The sequence below is a fragment of the Elusimicrobia bacterium HGW-Elusimicrobia-1 genome, assembly GCA_002841695.1.
In the GTDB taxonomy this organism is placed as follows: Bacteria; Elusimicrobiota; Endomicrobiia; order PHAN01; family PHAN01; genus PHAN01.
Genome location: PHAN01000005.1, coordinates 16,181 through 39,979, shown reverse-complemented (window position 1 = coordinate 39,979; position 23,799 = coordinate 16,181). Strand labels below are relative to the sequence as shown.

General features: G+C 46.3%; 20 protein-coding genes. 19 read left to right on the top strand and 1 reads right to left on the bottom strand.

What is annotated here, in order from left to right; translation table 11 throughout:
• The first annotated feature begins 33 nt into the window (after positions 1–33).
• The 13 genes from CVU77_04425 to CVU77_04365 all read left to right on the top strand — a co-directional run bounded on the left by CVU77_04425 (position 34) and on the right by CVU77_04365 (position 15,695).
• The gene (locus tag CVU77_04425; protein PKN01539.1) at positions 34–552 is read left to right on the top strand and encodes a hypothetical protein; all 519 of its coding nucleotides are present in this window, start codon (positions 34–36) and stop codon (positions 550–552) included.
• 295 nt (positions 553–847) lie between these two features.
• Positions 848–1,648 carry a hypothetical protein gene (locus CVU77_04420; protein PKN01538.1) on the top strand — a complete coding sequence of 267 codons (801 nt, stop codon included), beginning with the start codon at positions 848–850 and terminating at the stop codon, positions 1,646–1,648.
• A 76-nt stretch (positions 1,649–1,724) separates the two neighbouring features.
• The gene (locus CVU77_04415; GenBank protein PKN01537.1) at positions 1,725–2,087 is read left to right on the top strand and encodes a hypothetical protein; all 363 of its coding nucleotides are present in this window, start codon (positions 1,725–1,727) and stop codon (positions 2,085–2,087) included.
• A 486-nt stretch (positions 2,088–2,573) separates the two neighbouring features.
• Positions 2,574–3,011 (top strand): hypothetical protein, encoded by a 438-nt coding sequence (locus CVU77_04410; GenBank protein PKN01594.1) that lies wholly within the window; start codon positions 2,574–2,576, stop codon positions 3,009–3,011.
• Between the two features lie 98 nt (positions 3,012–3,109).
• Positions 3,110–5,086, top strand: a complete 1,977-nt coding sequence (locus CVU77_04405; protein PKN01536.1) for an SAM-dependent DNA methyltransferase — start codon at positions 3,110–3,112, stop codon at positions 5,084–5,086.
• 5 nt (positions 5,087–5,091) lie between these two features.
• Positions 5,092–6,216 carry a DUF1016 domain-containing protein gene (locus tag CVU77_04400; GenBank protein PKN01593.1) on the top strand — a complete coding sequence of 375 codons (1,125 nt, stop codon included), beginning with the start codon at positions 5,092–5,094 and terminating at the stop codon, positions 6,214–6,216.
• A gap of 52 nt (positions 6,217–6,268) precedes the next feature.
• On the top strand, positions 6,269–7,567 hold the full coding sequence (locus CVU77_04395) for a hypothetical protein (protein ID PKN01535.1): 1,299 nt from the start codon (positions 6,269–6,271) through the stop codon (positions 7,565–7,567).
• Complete coding sequence (locus tag CVU77_04390; protein PKN01534.1) at positions 7,560–10,496, top strand: type I restriction endonuclease subunit R; 2,937 nt, start codon at positions 7,560–7,562, stop codon at positions 10,494–10,496. Before CVU77_04395 ends, CVU77_04390 begins: the two co-directional genes overlap by 8 nt.
• Positions 10,497–10,558: 62 nt before the next feature.
• Positions 10,559–11,554 (top strand): DUF4268 domain-containing protein, encoded by a 996-nt coding sequence (locus CVU77_04385; GenBank protein ID PKN01533.1) that lies wholly within the window; start codon positions 10,559–10,561, stop codon positions 11,552–11,554.
• 398 nt (positions 11,555–11,952) lie between these two features.
• Positions 11,953–13,164, top strand: coding sequence for an ATP-binding protein (locus CVU77_04380; GenBank protein ID PKN01532.1), 1,212 nt, complete (start codon positions 11,953–11,955; stop codon positions 13,162–13,164).
• A 169-nt stretch (positions 13,165–13,333) separates the two neighbouring features.
• Complete coding sequence (locus tag CVU77_04375) at positions 13,334–14,464, top strand: hypothetical protein (protein ID PKN01531.1); 1,131 nt, start codon at positions 13,334–13,336, stop codon at positions 14,462–14,464.
• On the top strand, positions 14,433–14,951 hold the full coding sequence (locus tag CVU77_04370; GenBank protein ID PKN01530.1) for a hypothetical protein: 519 nt from the start codon (positions 14,433–14,435) through the stop codon (positions 14,949–14,951). Before CVU77_04375 ends, CVU77_04370 begins: the two co-directional genes overlap by 32 nt.
• Before the next feature lie 36 nt (positions 14,952–14,987).
• Positions 14,988–15,695, top strand: coding sequence for a hypothetical protein (locus CVU77_04365; protein PKN01529.1), 708 nt, complete (start codon positions 14,988–14,990; stop codon positions 15,693–15,695).
• Between the two features lie 113 nt (positions 15,696–15,808).
• Here the strand turns inward: CVU77_04365 and CVU77_04360 are convergent, their stop codons facing one another.
• Positions 15,809–16,324: a hypothetical protein gene (locus tag CVU77_04360; GenBank protein ID PKN01528.1), complete on the bottom strand. Its 516-nt coding sequence runs from the start codon at positions 16,322–16,324 to the stop codon at positions 15,809–15,811.
• A gap of 575 nt (positions 16,325–16,899) precedes the next feature.
• On the opposite strand from CVU77_04360, the gene CVU77_04355 reads away from it, so the two are divergent.
• The 6 genes from CVU77_04355 to CVU77_04330 all read left to right on the top strand — a co-directional run bounded on the left by CVU77_04355 (position 16,900) and on the right by CVU77_04330 (position 23,754).
• Positions 16,900–17,499 carry a hypothetical protein gene (locus CVU77_04355; protein PKN01527.1) on the top strand — a complete coding sequence of 200 codons (600 nt, stop codon included), beginning with the start codon at positions 16,900–16,902 and terminating at the stop codon, positions 17,497–17,499.
• Complete coding sequence (locus CVU77_04350) at positions 17,496–18,479, top strand: hypothetical protein (protein PKN01526.1); 984 nt, start codon at positions 17,496–17,498, stop codon at positions 18,477–18,479. Before CVU77_04355 ends, CVU77_04350 begins: the two co-directional genes overlap by 4 nt.
• A gap of 139 nt (positions 18,480–18,618) precedes the next feature.
• A complete protein-coding gene (locus tag CVU77_04345) occupies positions 18,619–21,549 on the top strand; it encodes a hypothetical protein (protein ID PKN01525.1) in 2,931 nt (976 codons plus the stop codon).
• Positions 21,550–21,564: 15 nt separating this feature from the next.
• Positions 21,565–21,708: a hypothetical protein gene (locus CVU77_04340; protein PKN01524.1), complete on the top strand. Its 144-nt coding sequence runs from the start codon at positions 21,565–21,567 to the stop codon at positions 21,706–21,708.
• The gene (locus CVU77_04335; protein PKN01523.1) at positions 21,705–23,141 is read left to right on the top strand and encodes a hypothetical protein; all 1,437 of its coding nucleotides are present in this window, start codon (positions 21,705–21,707) and stop codon (positions 23,139–23,141) included. The genes CVU77_04340 and CVU77_04335 overlap by 4 nt, the downstream gene beginning before the upstream one ends.
• Positions 23,142–23,181: 40 nt before the next feature.
• The gene (locus tag CVU77_04330) at positions 23,182–23,754 is read left to right on the top strand and encodes a hypothetical protein (protein ID PKN01522.1); all 573 of its coding nucleotides are present in this window, start codon (positions 23,182–23,184) and stop codon (positions 23,752–23,754) included.
• Positions 23,755–23,799: the final 45 nt, after the last annotated feature.

The following is a 23,799-nucleotide window of genomic DNA, read 5'->3' as shown; positions in this document are numbered from 1 at the left end:
CCGGTTTTATTTCTTTAAAAGGCGGGCTGAGAAATGAAAAGAACAACGGCTATTCTTATGATAATTGCATTAACCGCCGCCGGCTGCGCGACTGCGCCGAGTATTTCAAGGCACAAGAAGCCCGATTTTTTAAAACCAGACACGGCTTATCTTAAAGCGGGTGACAGAGACACACGAGTGCACGGCATAGATTCTAAAAAAGTAGCAAGGACTAAAATTGAAAAAGAAATGCTTCTACTTTGCTCTGTTATGCTCTCACCCCTGCTAATTCCGTATTACGCCCTTGGAGGCAAAGATTCACTGGGGCCGCCACCGTCTCTAAACTTTAACGACTACATAATGGTCGATCCCGGCGCACGCACCGTGGAGTTGTCTTATTATTCTACCCAACCCGCTGTATTCGGTCCAGTTGGTTCTTACACAAGGATAACTACCGGGATAATTTCTATAGAACACATTTTCGAGCCGGGAAAACTATACACAGCGTTGAGTTTTACTGACTCCCAATTTGTAAGGTTCATAATTACGGAAGCAGAGTTAACTCAGAAATAAATAGAAGGGCTTGCCGACGACTCAGTATCCCGTCAAATAAACCAGATATCTCGCCGTCGGGACAGTCCGTCCCAAAAATGAAAAATTTCGGTATCAATTATTCTTTCGGACTGAATCGAACCCTCGCCAACGGTCATTTGATTTCGGTGGCGATGTATTTTTTGTGATAATAGCAAAGAAGGATTTTCGCATATCCAACGGTAGTAAAAAGCGGGGAGTATACGATTGACGGAATAAGGGGGATATATCTTCGATGGCCGCATCAAAATCCCATTCCAGATACAGGGGGAGTAAAATGTCAATCTGTCAGGAAGAACTCCGCGAAGTCGCCCCGGGCGACACCGCCTCGCGTGTTTTTTTCATCCTTGAAAACGTCCTGCTCGATACCCAATGTCAGACGATACTGCGCCTCTCCCTCGACGGCGGACGGCTCTATCTTACTTTAAGCGCAGGCCCTCCAAGTTACCAACTCCCGTTCGGCCGCGTTCCCTTCCACCTCGGCCACAAAGATTCCCTGACCGCGCGCGCGTCCGTCGGCGCGTTCGATTATATCAGCGTCCACGTCAAGGAATATCCGCGCGAGTCCGTCTCGGCCGTTTTACTCTACACGCCCCCGCCCGTCCGCGATCCCGCCGCGCCCGACGAGTTTTTCATCCACATCTCCGCGAAACTCGATTCATTTCAAGAAATAGACAAGCGGCTGGCGATAAAAGCTCTCACGACTCCGCAATCTTCTTTTTGGAACTGGATGTGCTCTTGCATTCACAATCCGGCGCTTTACTGCAAGAACGATCTCGATCCTTTTGAACTCCGCGGACGGAAAATCACCGTCTCCGCGCCCGTCGAGCGGAACTACGAATCTTTTCAGCCGCCCCCGGCGCACACTCTTGTGGTGCTGTCGGAGTGGCTGTCGTGGGGGCCGTCGTCCCGCCGTTTCTGTCTGCCGGGATGGGACGCGCTCAATATGTCCCCGCACTTTATTCCGATGCTCTTGTGCGCCGACGGGACTGTTTGCCGGAGCGTTCCTCTTACCGCCTCTGAAATGGTTTCGATTCTGCTCGCGCTCCCCAAAACGCTTGATTTCGCGGGGCAGTGAGTCGGCAGCGCGTCAAAATATCGGGACTGTCCGTCGCTCTCATCCCAATAAATAACGATACGAGGATGGCCGCGGTATGTCCGTTTTCTGGAAAAAGGGCAAGTGGTGGATGGATTATTATATTGGCTCCCGACGGAAAAGAGACGACGTACTCAAGTGCGATGATTTAGACGAATTGCCGCATATTCTTGCCGCTTGCAAGAATCCTCGCTCTCGTCTGTCATCTCTCATCGCGCTTTACACCGGAATGCGGCCGGCAGAAATAATTGCGCTCAAATGGAGCGACATCAATTTCGACAAAGGCATTATCATATTGACGAAAAACGCTCGGCTGCGCGCGCTCCCGATGCCGGATTTTATGAAGAAGACACTGCTTGATTGCCGCTCGCGCTCCGACGAACCGCGCGTGTTCCGCGACTACAAATCCCGCCGTCAATAGCTGCCACGTCTCCATTGGCTGCCACCTTTCTAAAAAACCAAAGATTTTGTATACTACCCTCGACCCATCCACTCACCACAAAAACCAAAAGGCCGGACTTTGTGAAGTGAGGAAAAATATCGGGGAATATGCCACCAATGGTAAAAAATCACCGCGCCAAGGCGGGCGGAAAAATCATAATCACTTCATCCTCAATCTTAAACGACAACAACTCACTCAAAACCAATGCCGCACTGCAACAAAAAAATGCTGGGGATGAATAAAAAATAAGGGGACAATATGAAATGTCCGCATTGTTTAGTTGAATTCCATGATCAGCCAGGAGAGACCCCCATAGGCAATGATGTAAATCATCATTTTGGGTTTGAGACACAAATATGTCCATCTTGTACAAAGATGATAATTTATTTAATATATGGCGAAAGAGATAGTAATCCTTCTTCTTACTGGCAATCCTCAACAATGAAATTGGTTTATCCAAAAGGGATGAATCGTGGGCCTTTGCCACCAGAGGTACCCAAGTATCTCGCGGAAGATTATATCGAGGCCGCTCTTGTTTTGGAAGATAGTCCTAAAGCAAGCGCAGCATTAAGCCGTCGTTGTCTTCAACAATTATTAAGAGAATACGCAAAAGTAAATAAAAGCGATCTTTCAAAAGAAATAGATGAAGTCATAAATAAATTACCCTCGCAGCTTGCTGAAAGTATAGACGCCATAAGAAATATTGGCAATTTTGCTGCCCATCCGATTAAAAGCACATCAAGTGATAAAATTGTACCAGTTGAACAGGGCGAAGCGGAATGGAATCTCGATGTGTTAGAAAGCCTATTTGATTTTTATTTTGTTCAGCCACAAAAAATAAAGACAAGAAGAGAATCTCTGAATAAAAAGTTGAAAGATGCTGGTAAAAAAGAGATGAAATAGAAAAATGGGCGATAGGAAGATAGATTACAATGTTAAGAATGGAACGTTAGGCATGCTACAAATTATACCTGGTAAGTTTTTCAAGGAGCCGCAAATAAATGTCTCTTGCCCTTAATAAACCCAAACTTGATAACCTCGCCAATGAAATCTGGAAATCGGCCGAGCGGCTACGCGGCAAGTTTAAGGCATACGAGTACCAGAACGTAATTCTGCCCATCATCGTAATTCGCCGCATGGAATGTGTACTCATCAAGTGGCGCGAGGACAAGGCCGCCGAGGTGCGCGCCAAGCGGCCGAAACTGACCGAGAAGGAACTCGAGAAACTTGTCAAGAGTGTGGAGGTCGGCACCGCCCCGTTCTCCAATAAGACTAAATGGACTTTGCGCCGGGTATATGAGGAAGACCACGCGATACTTGAAGAGAACTTCCGCGCCTATATTAACGGATTTTCGAAGAACGTAGACGAGATTATCGAGCATTTCAACTACAGGGCCACTATCGGCCAGATGGTGAAACACAACCGCCTTGCGCCGATACTGAACCAGTACAAGGAACTTCAACTTGGCCCTGACAATTTGTCGCCGTTGGAGATGGGCTACATCTACGAAGAGCTATTGAGGCGATTCTCGGAACAAAGCGGCGAGGAAGCCGGAGACCACTTCACCCCGCGCGAAGTGATTCGATTGATGGTCGAGTTGCTCGACATTCCCATCCCCGAGAGGCATCTTTCAATATATGACCCGGCCTGCGGAACGGGCGGTATGCTCTCAGTGGCCAAGGAACATCTGCTCGACCGGGCATCCACGCCCGCGCAGAAAGCCAACGTCGAGAAGTACGTCACCGTTCATGGACAGGAATTGTCGCCTACCAACTACGCCGTTTGCCGGGCCGACCTGCTGATCAAGGCCGACCGGCAGGCCAAGGTATACCTCGGCAACTCGCTAATCCCGCATGAGCCGCATAGCCGGGAACCTGGCGACCAACTCCCGGAATCGGAATTTCTTTTTGACTTTATGCTCTCCAATCCGCCATTCGGTGTGACTTGGGGCGGGAAGGATAGCTATGAGACCGCCGCCCGCAAGTTGGAGAAGACACGATACCGGGCGGGTATGCCGTCGCGCGACAACGGCGCGATGCTCTTCCTGCAAACTATGTTGGCGAAGATGAAGTCGCCGGAAAAGGGCGCCAGCCGCATAGCCATAATCTTTAACGGGTCGCCGCTTTCAAACGGTGACTGTGGCTCGGGTGAAAGCGAGATTCGCCGTTGGATTTTGGAAAATGACTGGCTTGACGCCATCGTCATGCTGCCCGACGAACTTTTTTACAACACAGGTATATTCACCTATATATGGCTGTTGCGAAACGATAAACCTGCCACACACAGGGGGCGCGTGATGCTGATTGATGCCCGAGGGCAATACGAAAAAGAGCCCAAGGCTTTCGGCAAAAAGCATAATCGCATCACCGGCGCGCACCGTGCGTGGATAGAAACGCGCTACCACGATGGCTGGAAAAAGGATTACGCCGACGAATGTGTAAAAATTTTCCGGCGCGAGGACTTTTCCTATCACAAGGTTAAAGTCGTTTTTTGGCAGTTCGACGAAAACGACAAGCCGGCGACAATTACCGAATCCTATGACAGAGGATTCACTGCGGCAAACCTGAAGAAGGAGCAGGAGTTCTATGACAGTAACATCACTTTTCGCGCGCGCTTGAAGGTCGGCAAATCCGAAAAGATAGAGACGTTGACGCTGGGACCGAAGGATAATGCGGCCAAGAAATTTAAGACGCTTATGGAAAGTAAGCCGGAAATTCTTTCCGTTGAATGGACTCACCGCCACTATATTAAAGACGACGAATACATCCCGTACGGCGAAGATATTGAGTTATTCCTAAAACGCGAAATCGGCAAACCTATCATCCGTTGGCAGGATAGTCCGCAGCTTGGCTACGAGATTCTGCCCAACAAGTATTTCTACCGATACCAGCCGCCCCCTCCCGCGAAAGACTTGCTGGCCGAGTTCTGGCGGTTGGAAAAAGAGGCCGAGAAGTTATTGGAGAGGTTGGCACAATGAAAAATATGATCGATACGAATGTGGCGATTTCGCCGGAATACCGGCTGTTTATCGAGGACTTGAAAGAACTCGTCGCCGCCGCCCGTGTGCCAGTGGCGAGAGCCGTTAACCACGGAACTATTCTGCTTTACTGGAACATAGGGCGTGGAATTGCGGAAAAGCAGCGGACACTCGGATGGGGAGAATCCGTGGTGGAAATGGTAGCCGCCGATTTGCGGCGCACATTCACCGGAAAACAAGGTTTTTCCGCGCAGAATGTGTGGCGGATGAAGCAGTTTTACCTCGCGCACACCTCTAAAGAATTTCTCTCACAAGTTGTGAGAGAAATCGGTCAGCGGGATGTGAAAAAACGAGACATGACAAAACTCTCACGGACTGTGAGAGAATTGGTGACTCAAGTGCCTTGGGGGCATCATACCAACATACTGGCGAAGGTTACCGATCCCGCCGCGCGGATATACTATCTCCGAGCTACCGCCCGGTTCGGGTGGTCACGCAATGTCCTCCTAAACCAAATCAAAGCCCGGGTGTATGAACGGGCGGTGACTGAGAAAAAAACTCACAATTTTCCCGCGGCGTTGCCGCAGCATTTTGCCGAGCAGGCGGACGAAATGCTCAAGAGCTCCTACAATCTGGAGTTTTTGGGTATTCGCGGCGCGGTCAGGGAGCGTGAACTGGAAGACCGCCTCATAGACCGTTTGCGGGACTTCATCCTCGAATTGGGCTACGGTTTCTGCTTTGTGGGCCGGCAGCATCGTATTGTTCTCGGCGCCAAAGAATATTTCATCGACCTGCTTTTCTACCACCGATACTTAAAGGCGCTCGTGGCTTTCGAACTGAAAGTCGGGCCCTTTGAACCGGAATATGCGGGAAAGATGGACTTTTATCTGAATCTGCTCAACGACAAAGAACGAGCCCCGGATGACAAACCTTCCATCGGTATCATCCTATGCGCGGAGAAAGACGATGTGGAGGTAGAATACGCCCTGCGCACTAAAGCCAATCCCATAGGTGTGGCCACCTATCAGTTGCAGTCGAAATTGCCGGGAGAGTTTAAGGGAAAACTTCCGACGGCGAAGCAACTTTCCGGGGTCGTCCGCGCCGCACTCCCGGAAAGGGGCGGCAAATAGCTATGCGTACAGTGGAGAAGGATGCGGAGAAAATGTTGGAGGAACTTGCTAAATGAACGGCCAACACGACGGCTTTCTGGATGAGTTGCCCAACGGTTGGAACTTCGACCGTCTTAAAGATGTTGTCACGCTTCGTAAGGAAAAGAATTCAGACGCAAGTGAGGATGATGACTATCTCGAGTTGGAAGATATCGAATCTGGTACTGGTCACATTTTAAGGCGCCGGAATACATTGGAGGTGGAAAGTGCTGTCACTATGTTTAAGAGGGGTGATGTGCTCTTCGGGAAGTTGCGACCATATCTCGAAAAGTACTACGAAGCCGAGTTCGACGGCAAATGCACTGGCGAGATACTGGCTTTCACACCGGAGCGAATAACGAGTCGCTTCCTTTTCTACTGCGTTGGGTCACGTTGGTTCATTGAGCGCTGTAACGCACTTGCCTATGGTGCCAAGATGCCACGTGTCAGTTGGTCAACACAATTGTCCCAGTTCAATGTCCCACTCCCCCCGCTTCCCGAGCAACAGCGCATTGCTGCATATCTGTACGCGAGTTGTGCGGCGATCGATGCTGCGGTGGCTGCTAAGCGGCGGCAAATCGACACCCTCGGCGAAATCCGAAAATCCACGATTCAAAGTGCAGTCACACAGGGTCTGAATCAGGCCGCCAAAGTGAAGTGTTCGAGTATTAGCGTGCTCGGTGAGATCCCCGCGCATTGGAGAATTGATCGACTTAAAGATGTCTCGGCAATCAACTCATCATCGCTTGCAGCTGATACCGATCCCGACTATGAATTCGATTACCTTGAAATCTCGAACGTAAATTATCACGGCATTGTTGATGTAAACGCGATTGAGCGCGTTCGTTTCGAGGACGCGCCTTCGCGGGCTCGTCGGCGCGTGGCGACGAATAGCACTCTGATTTCGTCAGTCCGACCTAATCTACAGGCTGTTGCTTTTGTGTTTGAGAGTAGAAAAGACTTCGTTTGCTCGACGGGTTTCAACGTCGTGCAGCCAAACGAGGATATACTTTGGCCGAAATTTGTCTTTTACGCGCTTATTTCTGAAGGCGGACGACAATATTTCAAGTCAACGGCAAAAGGCGTGGGTTATCCAGCCGTGGACGACAAGGACTTTGGCACAATTGATATTCCGTTGCCCCCTATTAGTGAACAGGTCGCCATCTGCGCCTACCTCGACGCCAAGCTCGACGAGGTGAAGCGCCTCGTCGGTGGCATCGAATCCCAAATCGCCACTCTCACCGCCTATCGCAAATCTTTGATACACGAATGCGTCACCGGCCAACGGCGGGTGACAGAAGCCGACATCAAACTGGTGGAAGCACATGGCTAAAAAGAAAGCCCCCGAGCTGACCTTTCAGCAGCACATTGCGGATTTCCTCATCCGCGAGCATCGTTATGGTGTGCTCGAACAGGTCGACATCACCGATACCGAGCACTGCATTGCTGAAGACCATCTTTGGGCTTTTCTTCGCGCCACGCAGGCCGATCAACTCAATAAATTGACGAATGACTACGGCACCGACGCGCGCGACGAGATATTTCGCGCGCTACGCAAGGAGCTTGAATACACTCCGCTCTGGATGATACTGCGCCATGGGCTGAAGGTTCGCGGGTTGGAGTTTCGTCTATTTTATCCGAAGCCGCGTTCGGCTGAGAGTGTGGCCGTTAAGAAACACGAGGAGAATCGCGTCACGTTTCGCCCGCACTTCTATTTTGGTGAGACGAGCCAAGAAATCGATTTTGTAGTCTTCCTTAATGGGCTGCCTATCGTTGCGCTGGAGGTGAAGCACGAAAAGAACCAAAATGTGCATGATGCCGCGGCGCAGTTCGCCGCCCGCAATCATACCCACAAGATATTTCAATATCCGTTCCTATATCTGGCCGCCGATACCAGTGATGTTATGGCCGCTACCGACCCGCGACGTGTGGAGAACTTCCGTTGGTACAATACCGGCCTGACCAACGAACCCATAACAAAAGACGGTGGCGAATATCCCGTCGAGTTTCTCTATCGCGAGGTACTCTCGAAAGACAGATTACTGGAGACGCTGTCGTTCTTTCTGGCGCTTGTGCCTCACCGAGATGCTGTGGACGACAGGCCTGAACGGCCGGTCTCCACGATTCTGCCACGCTACCACCAAAGCCGTATGGTGCGGAAAGTCGCATCCGATGTTGTGAATCATTTCACCGCGTCCGGCGATATCGGCCGCAAATATCTTATCAATCATTCGGCAGGCAGCGGCAAGACGCTTTCCATTTGTTGGCTGGCAGATATGCTGCATAGCCTGTTCAAGCCGGGCACGAGCGAGAAGTTAGTTGATATCACTTTCATCCTGACAGATCGTAAGGCGCTCGACACCAACGTCCGAGAGGACATCGAGAAATTCACTCACTTAAAAGACGTGGTAGGACTGGCCCGCAAGTCCGACGATTTACCGCGTTTTATGAGAGAGCGTAAGCCGATAATTGTTACTATTCAGCATAAATTCGCAGAGGTGCTGAAGGAGATCGAGAAGAACACGGAGTTGAAAAGTCTCCGCGTGGCCTTCTTGATTGACGAGGCGCACCGGTCGCAGGAGGGACAGATGGGGGCCGCCATCCGCCTGCCCTTCCGGAAACAGGGGGAACCCGACGCCGAAGATGCCGCGGATGACGGAATAGACGAAGAAGATAAGATAGCCCGGATTATTCGAGAGCATGACCTCAATCAGCTATTTGTTGCCTTCACCGCCACACCTGCTCCGGCTACAGTAACATTGTTTGGAGCGCCATTCGACACCTACGCCGAGGCGGAGGCCATCGCCGAGGGGTACATTGTAGACGTGGCGGCCAGCATCATCTCCTACAAGACGCTCTACAACCTGCATTGCACGATCGTTCCCGAACCCGATGAAGAAAAACTTTATCCCAAGGGCGTGGTCTCCAAGGCGCTGCAAAACGTCGCTTTTCAGGACGACGGGTTGATACAATACAAGGCGGAGGTTATGCTCCGAATTTTCGAAAAAGACGTAAAACCGCTTGTTGGCGGCCGCGCCAAGTCTATGATTGTTGCCGCATCGCGGGTGGCAGGATTGCGCTATTTTAATATCATCAAAGAAAAACTCAGGGAACGTAACGCCGACTATAAGGTGTTATTTGCGTTTTCGGACTTTGTCCATCCCGAGACGAATGCGCCCATCAGCGAGTATGCTATCAACGATTTGAGGGACGGTGAGTTGATTGAAGACCGTTTCGAGGGGAACGACTATCGTTTGATGATCGTTGCAAATAAGTTTCAGACCGGTTTTGACCAGCCATTGCTTGCCGGGATGTTTCTCGATAAGCCGGTGATTGACCGAAACGCCGTGCAGACAGTGTCGCGCCTTAATCGCTGTTATGAAGGCAAAAAGGATGTGGTGGTCGTCGATTTTACGAACAATGCCGCGGCCATCCTGAAAGCGTTTGCGAAGTACCGGAAAGGCACGCCATTCGTTCCTGATGACCCCAAACCGGAACTTTGCACCGAGTTACACGCCAAAATTCTTGCCGAGGGTGTGTTTACGCAGGACGATGTCTGGGATTTTGTGAGACTGGCGGCGACGGGTGGCGATGCTCAAATGCAGTTGGCGATAAAAGGTCTCCGCGTGCGATTTCAGGCCAGGTTTAGTTCTCTGGATGAACGCAAGAACTATGTCTATTTGTTGGCGCGGCTTGTGAAGGTCTTTCATTTCCTGCGGTGTTTCTTCACCTATCCGGAAGAAGTCAAAGAGTTCGTCGCATTCGCGGAGTTTGTCGGGCCGCAACTTATAAAGCAGGGTAGTGTTTCCGAGTTGATGAGGCAGATCCGTCAGACCGAAGTCGTGAAGGCGGCCGTCGAGTATCAGGGGGTGATGCGAAGCGAGGGGGGCGTGGGAAAGACTGGCTCGGGCGGAGGCAGAAAAGATGTCGGGCCGCCTCCTCGGAAGGTCTCCGTGCAGGGTATGATCGACGAGATTCGCACAAAGTACACGATCAGCGACGAAGAGGCGCTTTACATCAAGCAAGTCACCGCGGCCAAGGCGGCGGATCCGGATATTCGAGGCACCGTCCGTGCCCATCGGGACGATAACATCTATCTTGATGGCGCTTACCGTGAACAGGTGAACGGGGAGATTCAGCACACATACAATGATCTCTCGCGGTATGATGAACTCGCCGATCCAAACTATACAGATATAGGCGGTATCTTCGACATAATGGCCGTTACTGTTATTCAGACCCATCTACTGCCGACGGGGTAAGTGGGGCTTACTTATGTTATGCAACGTTTAGAACAGTCGGGTCAATTCGAGGAGATAATCAAGTGAAACAAGGTAATCTTGGCAGATTAGAAAAGGTCGATATTAGAGAAGTATTTGCCACGGAAGCCGGTGATTTTACGCCATGGTTGGCGCAGGAAGAAAATCTCAAATTATTGGGAGAAACCATAGGCGTTGATTTGGCTCTCGATGCCCAGGAAAAAGATGTAGGACAATTCCGCGCCGATATTCTATGTAAAGATGCGACTACAGATAGTTGGGTATTGATTGAAAATCAAATTGAACGAACAGATCATACACACTTGGGCCAATTGCTGACTTATGCGGCGGGATTGCAGGCGGTAACCGTTGTGTGGATTGCCGAACGTTTCACAGAGGAACATCGCGCTACACTTGACTGGTTGAACGAGCGAACTGATGAACAGATAAATTGCTTCGGTTTGGAAATAGAACTGTGGCGTATCGGCGATTCTCCGCCCGCGCCTAAGTTTAATATTGTCAGTCAGCCGAATGACTGGTCTCGGGCTGTGAAAGCAGCGGCAGGCGAATCAAACGATATTACGGAACATAAACAGAAACAGTTTCAGTTTTGGATGATGTTCAAGGAATTTATGGAGAAAAACAGCCGTATCCGATGTCAAAAAGCTTATCCTCAGCACTGTATGAATCATTCTATCGGGCGTAGCGGTTTTCACTTAGCGTCCATTGTGTCACTGTGGAATTCGGTGAGTAAAAATAAGGATCCGGAAGTGCGTGTGGAATTGGTGTTGACAGGAGAAGACGCAAAGAGTCATTTTGAGGCAATTCTGGCCCGGCGGGAAGAGATAGAAAAAGCAGTTGATGCTCCGTTGACGTGGCATAACCCGGCGGGTAAAAATATGTGCCGCGTTTACATTCGCCGAAATGCCGACTTTCTCGACGAAAAATTGTGGTCCCAACAGCACGAGTGGTTAAGGGAAAAACTGGAACTTTTTCATAAAGTTTTTGCGCCCATAATACAAGGATTGGAAACGATAGAATATGAAGACAAGCCGGAGTGAGTGAAGGCGCGGGGAAAAAATAAGGTAATACTTCTTACGTTTCAAAGTCGCGCTCGCTGTTTTTTTTAGTTCTTAAATAAAAAGTTAGCAGTTGAAGTTGAAGTATTTGGGGATATAAACGACCTATTAGAACTGATGAAAATGTACGGAAATGTGGAACCTGCAGTGATAGCAAGATTATGAAGGTAAATATGAGACATCCGCTTGGGATATAGGTTGATTGTCTGGCAGAGTTTTTGTAGTTTTCCGCGCGGGGGAAACTGTAACTTATGTTGATGGCAGATGGTTTCAGGGTTTGCGCGAACAGTTGCTTGGCGAAAACTCGAAAGAGCGTAATGAACAGAAAAGCAGATTAGATTAAGCCGCTGGACGAATGGCAGTAGAAACTCAATCCAAGTATGGCGGGGTGTGGTTTTCATATGATTCAAAAACCTTTAGATGCTGTTACCAAAGCAGACATTGACGCTCTTATAGCGAATAAAGTTTGCGAGTGTCGCACAATTGAATACAAAAAGGAACTGCCCGGCGATTCGGACGAAGATAAACGCGAGTTTTTGGCGGACGTGTCTTCTTTTGCAAATGCTGCCGGCGGAGATATTCTCTACGGAGTAACTGCTACAGAAGGTATTCCTGTAGCAGCGTTGGGATTAAGTGGCAATCTTGATTCCGCAAAATTGCGAATGGAAAGTATTATTCGTGATGGCATTGAGCCAAGAATTCAAGGTATCGGCCTGAGAATAGTGGAGGGTTTTTCCGGCGGTTGTGTTCTGATTGTTCATATGCCCAAGAGTTGGTCCGCTCCCCACATGGTCACATTTAAGAGGTTGTCGCGGTTTTTTTCACGCACCAGTGCGGGTAAATATCAATTGGATGTTACAGAAATTCGCTCAGCTTTTTTAATGTCCGAATCATTATCCGAAAAAATCAAACACTTCCGAAATGATAGGTTGGCAAGAATTGTTGCGGGGGAAACGCCTGTGCCGCTGCGTAAAGGCGCGCGTCTTATACTTCATATCTTACCCGTTGTGTCGTTTGCTTCCGATTTCAGTTTGGACATCTCCATTGTCGCTAAGCACACAATAAACTTAAAACCAATGGGCGATATCGGTTGGAACAATAGGCTCAATTTGGACGGAGTTGTGACTTGTAGTGGCGGGTTGTCCCGTGCCGACGAATCACTATCGTATTGCCAGGTATTTCGTTCAGGCCAAGTCGAATCGGTGTACTCAGGAATTGTAAGGGAGGATGAGGGTGGCAGACGATTTATAGCAAGCGTACACTATGAAGAAAATATCATTATGGCGGTTTCAAAATATCTTGAAGTATTGAAAGCGATAGGAGTTCCGTGTCCATTGATTATATTTATCAGCATGGTTGGCGTTTCAGGCGCTTTCATGTGGACATCAGATACATCGACTCCTGATGCTGTAGCCATTGACAGAGACACAATAATTCTTTCGGATATTCCAATTGAAGACTATTCTCTTGTGGGCTCTGAAAAAGATGTGGCGAAAACACTTCGTCCGAATTTCGACGCCGTGTGGAATGCTTGTGGTTACGAAAGGTCTATGAACTTTGACACGAGTGGTAATTGGGCACCCAGAAAATAGTTCTTATGAAAAATTTGCCACGTTTTTTTGAGAAGTGATAAATTTAAACGATTCTCTATAGAAATGAACCCCTCCATATGGTGTCGGCCTTAGATTATTTCTGCTAAATAGAAAAAAACACTTGACAAATCATAGAAATATATGTATAATTTCTGTAAAGTAGAAATATATGAACATTGCTGACAGGCTGAGATCAGTCAGAAATGCTTTGGGGATGAAACTTGCCGATGTCTCGGAAAAAACGGGAATAGGCATATCTTCTCTGAGCGAGATTGAAAACGGAAAGCGAGAGCCCATGCTTATTCAGCTCAAGAAGCTTTCCGAACTTTACGAAAGACCGCTTTCTTTCTTTTTTGAAACGACGGAGATTAGCTCCCCTGCCCTATTATGGCGTGAGAAGCCAGGCAATGAAATTGTTGTCAAACAATTGGAGGCCAAGTTCACTAAATGGTGCAGACAATACAGAAATCTTGAAATCTGGACGAATTGGCCCCGACTCAATTCTTACGAGGATCTTTTTGTTTCCACTTACCCGAAGAATTTTCCTGAGGTGAGGAGAATCGCCCATGACACATGGAAGAAAATGGATTTAGGGGCAAGACCAGGAGAAAGTTTATTCCGGGTAATGGAAGAGGTGTACGCTGTGAAAGTTTTCCATTTCACCCTTGAAGGAGACACTTCTTCCGCATGTATATATTCAGAAAATTTTGGCGCGGCGATTATGTTGAACAAAAACAGTAAGCAGTGGCGTAGAAACTATGATCTTGCCCACGAACTATTTCATTTGGTCACTTGGAAGGTCAGAAAAGATATTTCACCAGATGGTTCTTTAACGCAGCAGGACGAACAAAACGCCAATGTGTTTGCAAGCGCCCTGCTTATGCCGGTAGAGGCATTGCGAGAAGCCGTTGAATCTTTTGCGCAAAAGGATAAGGATAAGGATAAGGATAAAATGCTATTGTCGATTGATGCCGTAGATTCAATAGCCAGGCAATTTGGAGTTTCTGTCGATGCGTTGCTTTGGCGGCTATGTTATGTCTATGGGATGCCGAACGAATACGTCAAAAATATAATTCAAGGATGGCGAGATGAAATCCTACCGCAGGTTCTACCTCGAAAAAGCAAAACGCCGGATATGTTGCCCGACAGATACAGGGACTTGGCCAACAAAGCTCTGAATAATGGGTTAATATCATCCAAGCAGTTTGCGAATTATTTGGCGATAAATGTTTCTGAAGTATACGCCAGAAACATCCCACAGCAATTTGATGATGTCCAAATCAACAATCCTACTTGTTGATGCGGGTGTAGTAATCGAGGCTTTTCGTGTTGGCGCCTGGGATGTTTTAGTATCAAGATATAATATTGCGCTCTCCGATGCAATAGTCGGGGAGTCTATTTTTTATAAGGATGATGAGGAAAAACGGTACGATATAGATTTGAGCGGATATGTAGATTCTGGTAAGATTCAGGTCATAAGTGTTTCTGTCGCTGATGTTTATAAATTTCGCGATGGAATAGGGGCTACAGTTTTTGAAAGGATTGATTTTGGTGAAATGACACTGCTTTATCATCTGTTCGAGCACATCAGTGATGAAATGTTGATAGCTTCCGGTGATGGTGTTGTCTATAGAATTCTTGGTAAACACGCAAAATCCGAAAAAGGAGTTTCTTTAGAAAAACTGCTTATAGAAATAGGGCACCCGACCAGTAAATTAAAACAACAATTTACACAGAAATTTAAGGATGTGAACTGTCGCAAGGGGTTTGACGATTTTTGTGTATAAGTTTAGTTTGGATGAAAGGATAATACATAGTTATCTATGAAATCTAAAACTGATAAAGAACCTACAATTACTTCCATGCCGATTTATTCTCAACTTCTGTTTGAAGAGGGTATAAAATATTTATGCAGCTGCCTTAAAAATGAAAAGTTGAGTGACGAAAAAATCATAGCTATCAATTCAGCAGTAGTGTTTTTATCCGTCGCAATAATAGAAGCATCATTTAATGAGCGAATGAGAATAATTAGCATTTGTTCTGAAGGTAAATTAAGTAGCATGTTAGAAATACTAAACGAACAAACAGAAAATCTGCCATTAGAAAAAAAATGGAATATTATAGCCGCATTATTCCAAGGCAACAAATGGGATTCAAGCAAAGAGCCATTTCAGTCATTCGGAATCATTAAAACATTAAGAAATGAACTCGTACATTACAAGGCAAAGTTCTTGTCACCCGAAGATGTTCCCAAAAAGAGGCTAAAGAATTTGCACGATATTTTGAATATAAAAAATAAATCTAACCCTGCGCAATATCCTCAATATATAGTAGGCCAATGCGGAGAATCTGGTTCAGATTCCGAGATTGCTTTAGAAACATCTTGGATGCATAGTTTGCTATCTTCTAAGGATCTTGCCTATTGGGTGCAAGACAAAACAGAAAATTTAACAAAGTCCATCAATGATTGCTTAGTAAATGACAAAATACTATTTGCATTAAATGATATTTTACAGGACGGGAGGTTGTGAGAACAACATGAGTGTGCCTGTGTAAAATGTAACCGAATCTTGACCCCCACCCATAGAGTAAAAACACCGTTTTAAGCAGTAGTATGCGGTAGTCGGGATAGTCTGTACCAGTATCAGGCGCTTCCTAAGGTGGACATCATCAACGCATTATTCCCGTCGTAGCGCTTCCAATATGTTCCCGCCTCGTAAACTTCCCATGGCGTCCTATCCTCCAGCGACTGGTGCCGCCGCTGGGTGTTGTAAAACCTGAAATACCGCTCCAAGCCGCTCTTGCATTCCGGGATGCTCTGGTAATCGTACAGGTAAATGTTCTCGTACTTCACCGACCACCAGAGCCGCTCCACGAAAATGTTGTCATAAGCCCGGCCGCGGCTGTCCATACTTATCTTAACGGTTTCCTCGGCCTTTATGCGCTTGATAAAATCTTCGCTCGTAAACTGGCTGCTCTGATCGCTGTTGAATATGTCCGGCTTGCCGTATAACCGGAACGCCTCGTCGAGCGCCTCCAGGCAAAAACCGCTTTCCAGCGTGTTGGACAACCTCCAACTCAATACCCGGCTGTAAAATGTAATCGAATCTTGACCCCACCCATGGAGTAAAAACACCGTTTTAAGCAGCAGTAAGCCCACTTTTGCGATGTTTGAGACCCATTTTTACACCCTGGCATGGCCCCTTTTGCTCCGTTACCTGCCGACACGCACCTCGCTTATTTTTGGCAGAACCCCCTAAAAAATCAATACAAACCCTCGAATTTTGTTCGATTAAAAAGGTTCGAACATCGTCCAGCCCGGGGAGTTTTTTGTTTTTACCGTCGGGGCTCCGACGGAGAAATCACCCCGATTAAGTTTTTTCTTCGACGGAAAATTAACTCGCAATCCCTCTGTAATCGCCGTTTGCTCCGACAGAAACTCTCGCATCTCCCGCCCGAAATATCGCCCGCAATCGAACTTGACCCGCTCGTTTTATTTTGTATAATTTGCCTGCGCTCGGGCACATCTTCGCCCGACGCAAGGGGTAACCGTTTTGGGGATAAAGGGAACTTCCGAGACGACCTGCGCAAAAATATCCGTTCCCGCCGTCGCTGACGATATGCTATACTTGCTTCAAACCATCACTAAGAAAAAACCGCTTTGTGTCCCGAATCGCTTGACGACGTACAAATTCGATTACATTGCACAATCCGGGAAGAAATAGTTGACGAGATATGTCTAAAGGAGTGGGCGTGCGGGCCGAGGATAAAGAACTAATACAATTATCGAAACAAGGCAATAGAGATGCCTTTCAAAAACTCATGGAAAAATATTCTCCGCAGATATACAATCTGAGTTATAGGTTGACAAAAAACGAAACCGACGCGAAAGATATTTTTCAGGAGACGTTTATAAAAGCGTTCAAGTCCGTCAAACAATTCAAAGAAAAATCCGAGTTTAGCACCTGGTTGTATCGCATCGCGGTAAATTTGTGGATTAATGAAACCAAGAAGCCGGAAAGAAGAAAAATTTTATCTCTAAACGGCACGACGGAAGAGGGAGACAATGGAATGTTCGCGCAGTTCGCCGATACAAATCCTTTGCCCGGCGAAGAATTAGAAAAAAAACAGTTGCAGGAAATCGTGCAAAGCCAAATAGCGAAGTTGAACCCCGAGCAAAGATTGGTAATTGTCTTAAGATATATAGAAAATAAATCATACGTGGAAATAGCGGAAATATGTAAATGCAATATCGGGACGGTGGGATCCCGGATATGTCGCGCGTCCGATGAATTGAGAAGGGGACTCCGGAATTTTATGGATGAACTGAAATGAAATGCGAAAAATTTGAAAAAGCGTTAATTTTATATTTTGACGATGCCGTCAGTAGAGCGGATAAAGAAAAATTAGAGAGCCATTTGCTGGAATGCGCGGATTGCAAGAAGAAACTCGGAGAGTATAAAAAGATACGCGATTTGCTTATGGAATCGCCCGTCAGAGCGCTCCCGCCGAATTTGCTCGAGGATACTTTCCAAAAAATAAATGAAGTCGGAGAAGACGCGCCTATAAAAAAACTGATAAACGAAATAAAATCAATTCTAAAATATCCCACCATAAAGGTTTTTATCCCCGCGACAGCAGTGTTAATTCTTGGCGTTATACTCTTATTCAGAGAAAAACAGATGGTAATAAAAGTGTATCCGCCCGCAGAGACACTCGCCAAAAAAGAATCAGAAAACCGTGAACGGGCGGAGGTCGTAATAATAAATACAGATTCGCTTGAAAATGATTTTAAAATATCGGAGAGTGTTTTGCTGGCGTCCGCAAAAAGCATGACTTCGGAAGAATCGGGAGAGCCGCATATAAGATTGCGCGGGTCAAAGACAGCGCACGGGCAAAAGGTGGAGGAGGAGTTTTACAATGCGTTTGAAAAGTTAAACTTAGAGTTCGTAGAAAACATCCCCGAAATAAAAAAGATATACAATCGCAGATGTCTGAGATTTAATGAAATAAGAGAATTGAAAGCGGAAAACCTCGTCGGCGAAGGCAACAAGGCAAAGCTTATTATATTTGATGAGAGAAAACTTTCAAGCGGACAAAAAAGAAGTATATCCGAAGAAAATATCGATCGAGAAAGACTTATAGCGGCTTATACGGAACGCTATATGAAGGAGAAAAACATTTCGGGGGATGTCAAAAAACAGGTAGCCGTAAGAATGGGGGAGATATTGGCGAAAGTATTTCAGGGTTTATCCACGCCGGAAAGTTTAATTCAGGCGTCGGACGGCAAATGGGCGAAAAAGGAGAAGAAATAATTGAAAAGCCGGGAAAGAAAAATATTCGGGTACTGTCCGATTAAGTGAAAGGTTAGAATGGATTTCGAGCGCATACGAAGGGAGATGTTCACGGTTGTTCCCGAGCCGGAGCTTTAAAAACAAGAGTTTGTGGCCCGGAATGCGGCTGTATCCGGGCGGATTCACAATGAAAATAAGATTATTAATGATGGTTGTTGCCAGCATACTGGTTAGTACAGCGTCGTTTGCGCGTCCGGATAAAACCCCCGAGGAGATGTTTCAGCAGGGGGTGGTATCTTTTCAAAACCAACGGTTTGAAGAAGCCAAAAGAACTTTTATTGATGCGTTAAAAAAATTTAATAAACAAAACGGCGGAATAAGTAAGAACACCGCGTATTGTTACCTCTGGCTTGGTAGTATTGACAGGAAGACCGGGGATTTCGAATCCGCCTTGAGATATGATATGCAGGCATTAAATATACTGCAAGGGGTGTCCGAAGAGAAAAATGAGATAATCGCCGAAACATACGCCAATCTCGGGTCAGATTACAGAAGTTTAGGCGATTTTCAGAAAGCGGTGGAAAATCATAATAAGGCCCTGGAGATAAATCTAAAGGTTCATGGGGACAAACCGCATTATGACGTAGCCAGAGATTACAATAATCTCGGAGTGGATTACATCGGTTTGGGCGACTTTGCAAAGGCGCTGGAGAACCACAAAAAAGCGCTCGAGATATTTCTTCAAATTTACGACAGACCTCATCCCGCCGTCGCTTCGTCTTACAACAATCTTGGTGAAGATTACGGTTATTTAGGCGATTTCTCGACGGCGCTGCAAAACCATAAGAAGGCGCTGGAGATAGACCTCGAGATTTACGGAGTTAAGCCCCATGCTTCCGTCGCCGTAAAATACAGCAACCTTGGGTCGGATTACTTTGAGTTGGGCGACTTTGCCGAAGCATTGGAAAACCATAAAAATGCGTTGGGGATATTGCTGAAAGTATACGGTCGAAAACCGCATCCGCATATCGCCGCCTGCTACAACAATATCGGACAGGATTACAGAAGTTTAGGCGATTTTAAGAGCGCGCTGCAAAATCATAAAAAGGCGCTGGCGATGGACATGAAAATTTACGGGAACAAACCCCATCCCGCCGTCGCGAAAAATTACGGGAACATCGGGTTTGATTACAGAAGATTGGGCGATGAAAAAAAATGTCTCGGGCACTTGCAGAAAGCGGTAAATTTGCTTACCGCGGAAAAATTATTGCCGTCGCGCGAGAACCCTTATCCCGACCCGAAAACAGAAAACATTCTCGTTAAAGATTTCGGCGCGACGTTACTTTTGAACAAAGGGATTTCCCTCTATAATTTGTCGATCGGGCACAGAAAAAATAAAGAAACAAACAATGAACTCGGACATTTGAAATATGCGTTAAGGGCGCTTAAAATATCCGTCGAACTTATAGAAAAAATGCGCGAAGGAATAAATGAGGAGAAATACAAAATTTCTTTCGGCGGTGGCAGAATCGGCGCGTATGAATATGCAATCAAAGTTTTATTGCGCCTTGATGAACTTGAAAAAGGCAGGGGCTGGGACCGGGACGCGTTTAAATATTCTGAAAAGAGCAAATCCCGCGCGTTAATTGAGTTGCTCGACGATGCTAAGGCGAAAAAACTCGCGGGGGTCCCCGATGAAATATTGCGCACAGAGAAGTCCGTTGAGATGGCCATAGGCGCGCTTGAATCGGGTATCGCAAAGGAACAGAGCGAAGACAAAGCGATAAATTTGAAAAAACAGCTTGACCGGAAACAGGACGAACTCAGGCAAATGAGATTAGAAATAAAACTGAAATATCCTCAATATGCGAGTATGAAGTATCCCGATGCCTGCACTGTAAAAGATGTTCAGGAATTATTGGACACTAAAACCGCGCTTGTGGAATATTTTGTCGGAGGAGACTTTTTTGTCTGCTGGGTAATAACGAATGATGACGCCGATATATACCGGCTCGATATAAAAGAGTTGACGGATAAAGTCGGCAATTACATGGAATACACTGCCCATAAACACAAGATGGATGCAAGCGTATGTGTATTGGGATGGGAGCTTTATGGGCGATTATTTAAACCATTTGAGGAAAAACTCAAAGGCATTGAGAATATAATCGTTATACCGGACGGGATTCTTTATCGAGTGCCTTTCCAAACGCTTGTCTGTGAAATTAAAAATGGAACTCCACGTTATTTAATCGAGAAATACAGCATGTCGTATGTCCAGTCGGCGACAGTATTAAGGGATATAAGGAGATTCGCCAGGAAGAAAACATATTCTGAGAAATTGTTTGCTATGGGCAATCCTGTCTATAACCGGGTTGACTTACCCGAAGAACAAATTAATTTCGATAAGAAAAAGATTCGCGGGATTGCCGTGCGAAGCGGTGAAGACAAGAGCAATGTATATAGAACTATACTCGGGAAGAGAGGACTGGTTGATTTGCCCGCGACAGAGGATGAGGTGAAATCGCTTGGCAAGATTACAAAGAGCAAGAATTACATCTTCACTAAAGAGAAAGCGACCGAGGGCAGAATAAAAGAATATTCTCAAAAAGGGCTTCTGAAGAAATTTAAATATATACACTTTGCCGCGCATGGACTTGTTGTTGAGGATGCGCCCGTATTGTCCTGTTTGGCGCTCGCACAGGACAGCGACGATAAAGAAGACGGTTTTTTGACAGTCGGAGAGGTGTTCGGGCTGGAACTTGACAGTGATTTGGTGACATTAAGCGCCTGCGATCTCGGTCTTGGTAAGATAGAGAAAGGCGAAGGTGTGATGGGATTGACCAGAGCATTTATGTATGCCGGCTCGCCGGCTGTCGCGGTCAGTTTATGGGGGGTGGGCGACGAATCTACGGGGATGTTGATGGAGAAATTTTACGGTAATTTGGAAAATGGAATGGATAAGGCGGCATCGCTCAGACAGGCGCAACTCGACTTGATGAAAAAGAGTTTTACGGAACAGGGGAATAAAATTTTGTGTTCAGCCCCCATGTTTTGGGCCCCATTTGTTTTGTACGGCGATTGCCGTTAGAGCGCGAGGATTTAAATGGAGGGAAGAAAAACAGGGGACATCTTGTCTAAAGTAATGGCGGCGCAGGATGGGATGAGTTTAAAAAAATGTCCTGCGTGTTCCAATTTCATTCAATCGGATGCAAGGTTTTGCGCCGAGTGCGGTCATAAGTTAAAATGAGCCTGAATCAAGTCAAGACATCAGGCATAAAACAGGAGGCGGGTATGAATAAAGGGAAAGTTTTAGCGAAGTTGGGTCTGGTCGGCCTGTTGCTGGCAGGGATTTGTGGTTTCGGGGCTGCTGAGCAAGGGTCTTTGTTTCTAATTCGTCAAAGTGATAAATGGGGTTATATTGACCAATCAGGCAAAGTGGTTGTAACTCCGCAGTTTTATTATGCCTACCCATTTTCTGACGGGTTTGCCCGCGTGGGAATACTTCCAGAAGGTAAAGTTATCACCAGCACCGCGGCAATAACAGAAATTCTGTGGTATGCTGAGTATAAATATGCGTGGAAAGGGGAGATTCAAGATGTTTTAGTCAATATGGGTTATATTAACGAAAAAGGAAAAGTGGTTATTCCGCCGGGACAGTTCGATCGATGTGAAGATTTTAGCGAAGGAATGGCGGAGGTAATGCTTGCCACAAAAGGGGGGTTTATTGATAATACAGGGAAAATTATTATCAATCCCGTGTATGAATCAGTTTGGCCATTTTCACAAGGATTAGCGGCTGTGAGAACAACCGACAAACTTTGGGGATTCGTAGATAAAACAGGCACAATGGTAATCAAACCGCAATTTGACAAAGTGACAAGATTTTCAAAAGGGTCGGCACTGGTGCATGATTCCAGTGGATGGAATGCTATTGATACAAGCGGAAAAGTAAAAGTAAAACTTGGTGATATGCCAATAAGTGTTCCTTCTAACTACATACCGTTTTCCGGTGGTTTTGAAATTAGATGGAAAGGCAAATATACAAGTCAATATATAGATCAAGAGGGTAAAACTATTCCCGGTAAATACCATATGGCAAACCACTTCTCTGATGGACTGGCAGCCGTCTGGGATGAAAAAAGTAAAAGTTTGGGGTTTATAGACAAAACCGGGGAAATTGTCATCCCCGCCCAGTTTGATAAATTGGTGGATTTTAATAAGCCATGGATTTTTAAAGAAGGTCTTGCAGCTGTAATGGTAGGCGGCAAATGGGGGTTTATAGACAAAACCGGGAAAATTGTCATTCCTGCCCAGTTTGATGAAGCGCAAAGTTTTAGTGAAGGTTTTGCAGTTGTAAAGGTAGGCGGCAAATGGGGTTTCATAGATAATACGGGAAAATATGTTGTTACACCAACATATGATGGGGTTAATTCATTTTCTAATGGGCTGGCTCAGGTTTTCAAAAACAAAAAAATGAATTATATTGACAAAACCGGAAAACTTATCTGGTCAGAAGAAGCATTTGAGAATGCGCAGAAATCAGGAAAGATTAAAGAGAATACCGGCGCATCGCAACAGAAAACAGGTGAGGAATCAAAGCAGAAAAAATGCCCTTTCTGTTCCAAACTCACTTCATCGGATGCAAAGTTTTGTACCGAGTGCGGCAAAAAATTAAAATGACCATAAGTCACAACATCAAGCAGAATATCTGGAGGGCAAAATGGAAATCGCAAAGGAAGTGAACCGGAAGACCAAAAAGATATTGGGGCCGTTTTCTCTTTTTGTTTTGCTATTTATATTTATGTTCCTCCAGACACCGTGCAAAACTTACGGTGCATCCTCTTCATCCGGGGGGGTAACGGTCTTTGATGAATTTATGCAAGATGAAAACAATGTTGTGTATGGTGCCAATTATTATGCGACTAATTCGAATTCATATGAAGTGGATCTTTTCTTCTATGCTAAGTCTCAAACCAATACGCAATATTCCATAAATAACCAGACGCGGCTTTCCCCGAATCAAAAGTTAAGATTAGGATGGGTTGTCGCTATTGACAAAACCAAGCATTGGGAACTTAATTGGAACTTTAGCGTCTCGCAAGTCAAGAAATTCCAACCGCTCCAATCAAAGAAACAATGCCCTTCGTGTTCAGAACTCATTCCGTCCGAGGCAAAGTTTTGTCCCAAGTGCGGCAGTAACTTAATCAAAAAACAGAAACAATGCCCTTCGTGTTCCAAATCCGTTCCGCCCGCGGTAAAGTTTTGTCCCGACTGCGGATCCGAAGTAAAATAAAACTGCCGGGGATATCACTGACCTTACCTCCGAAATCCGGACCAG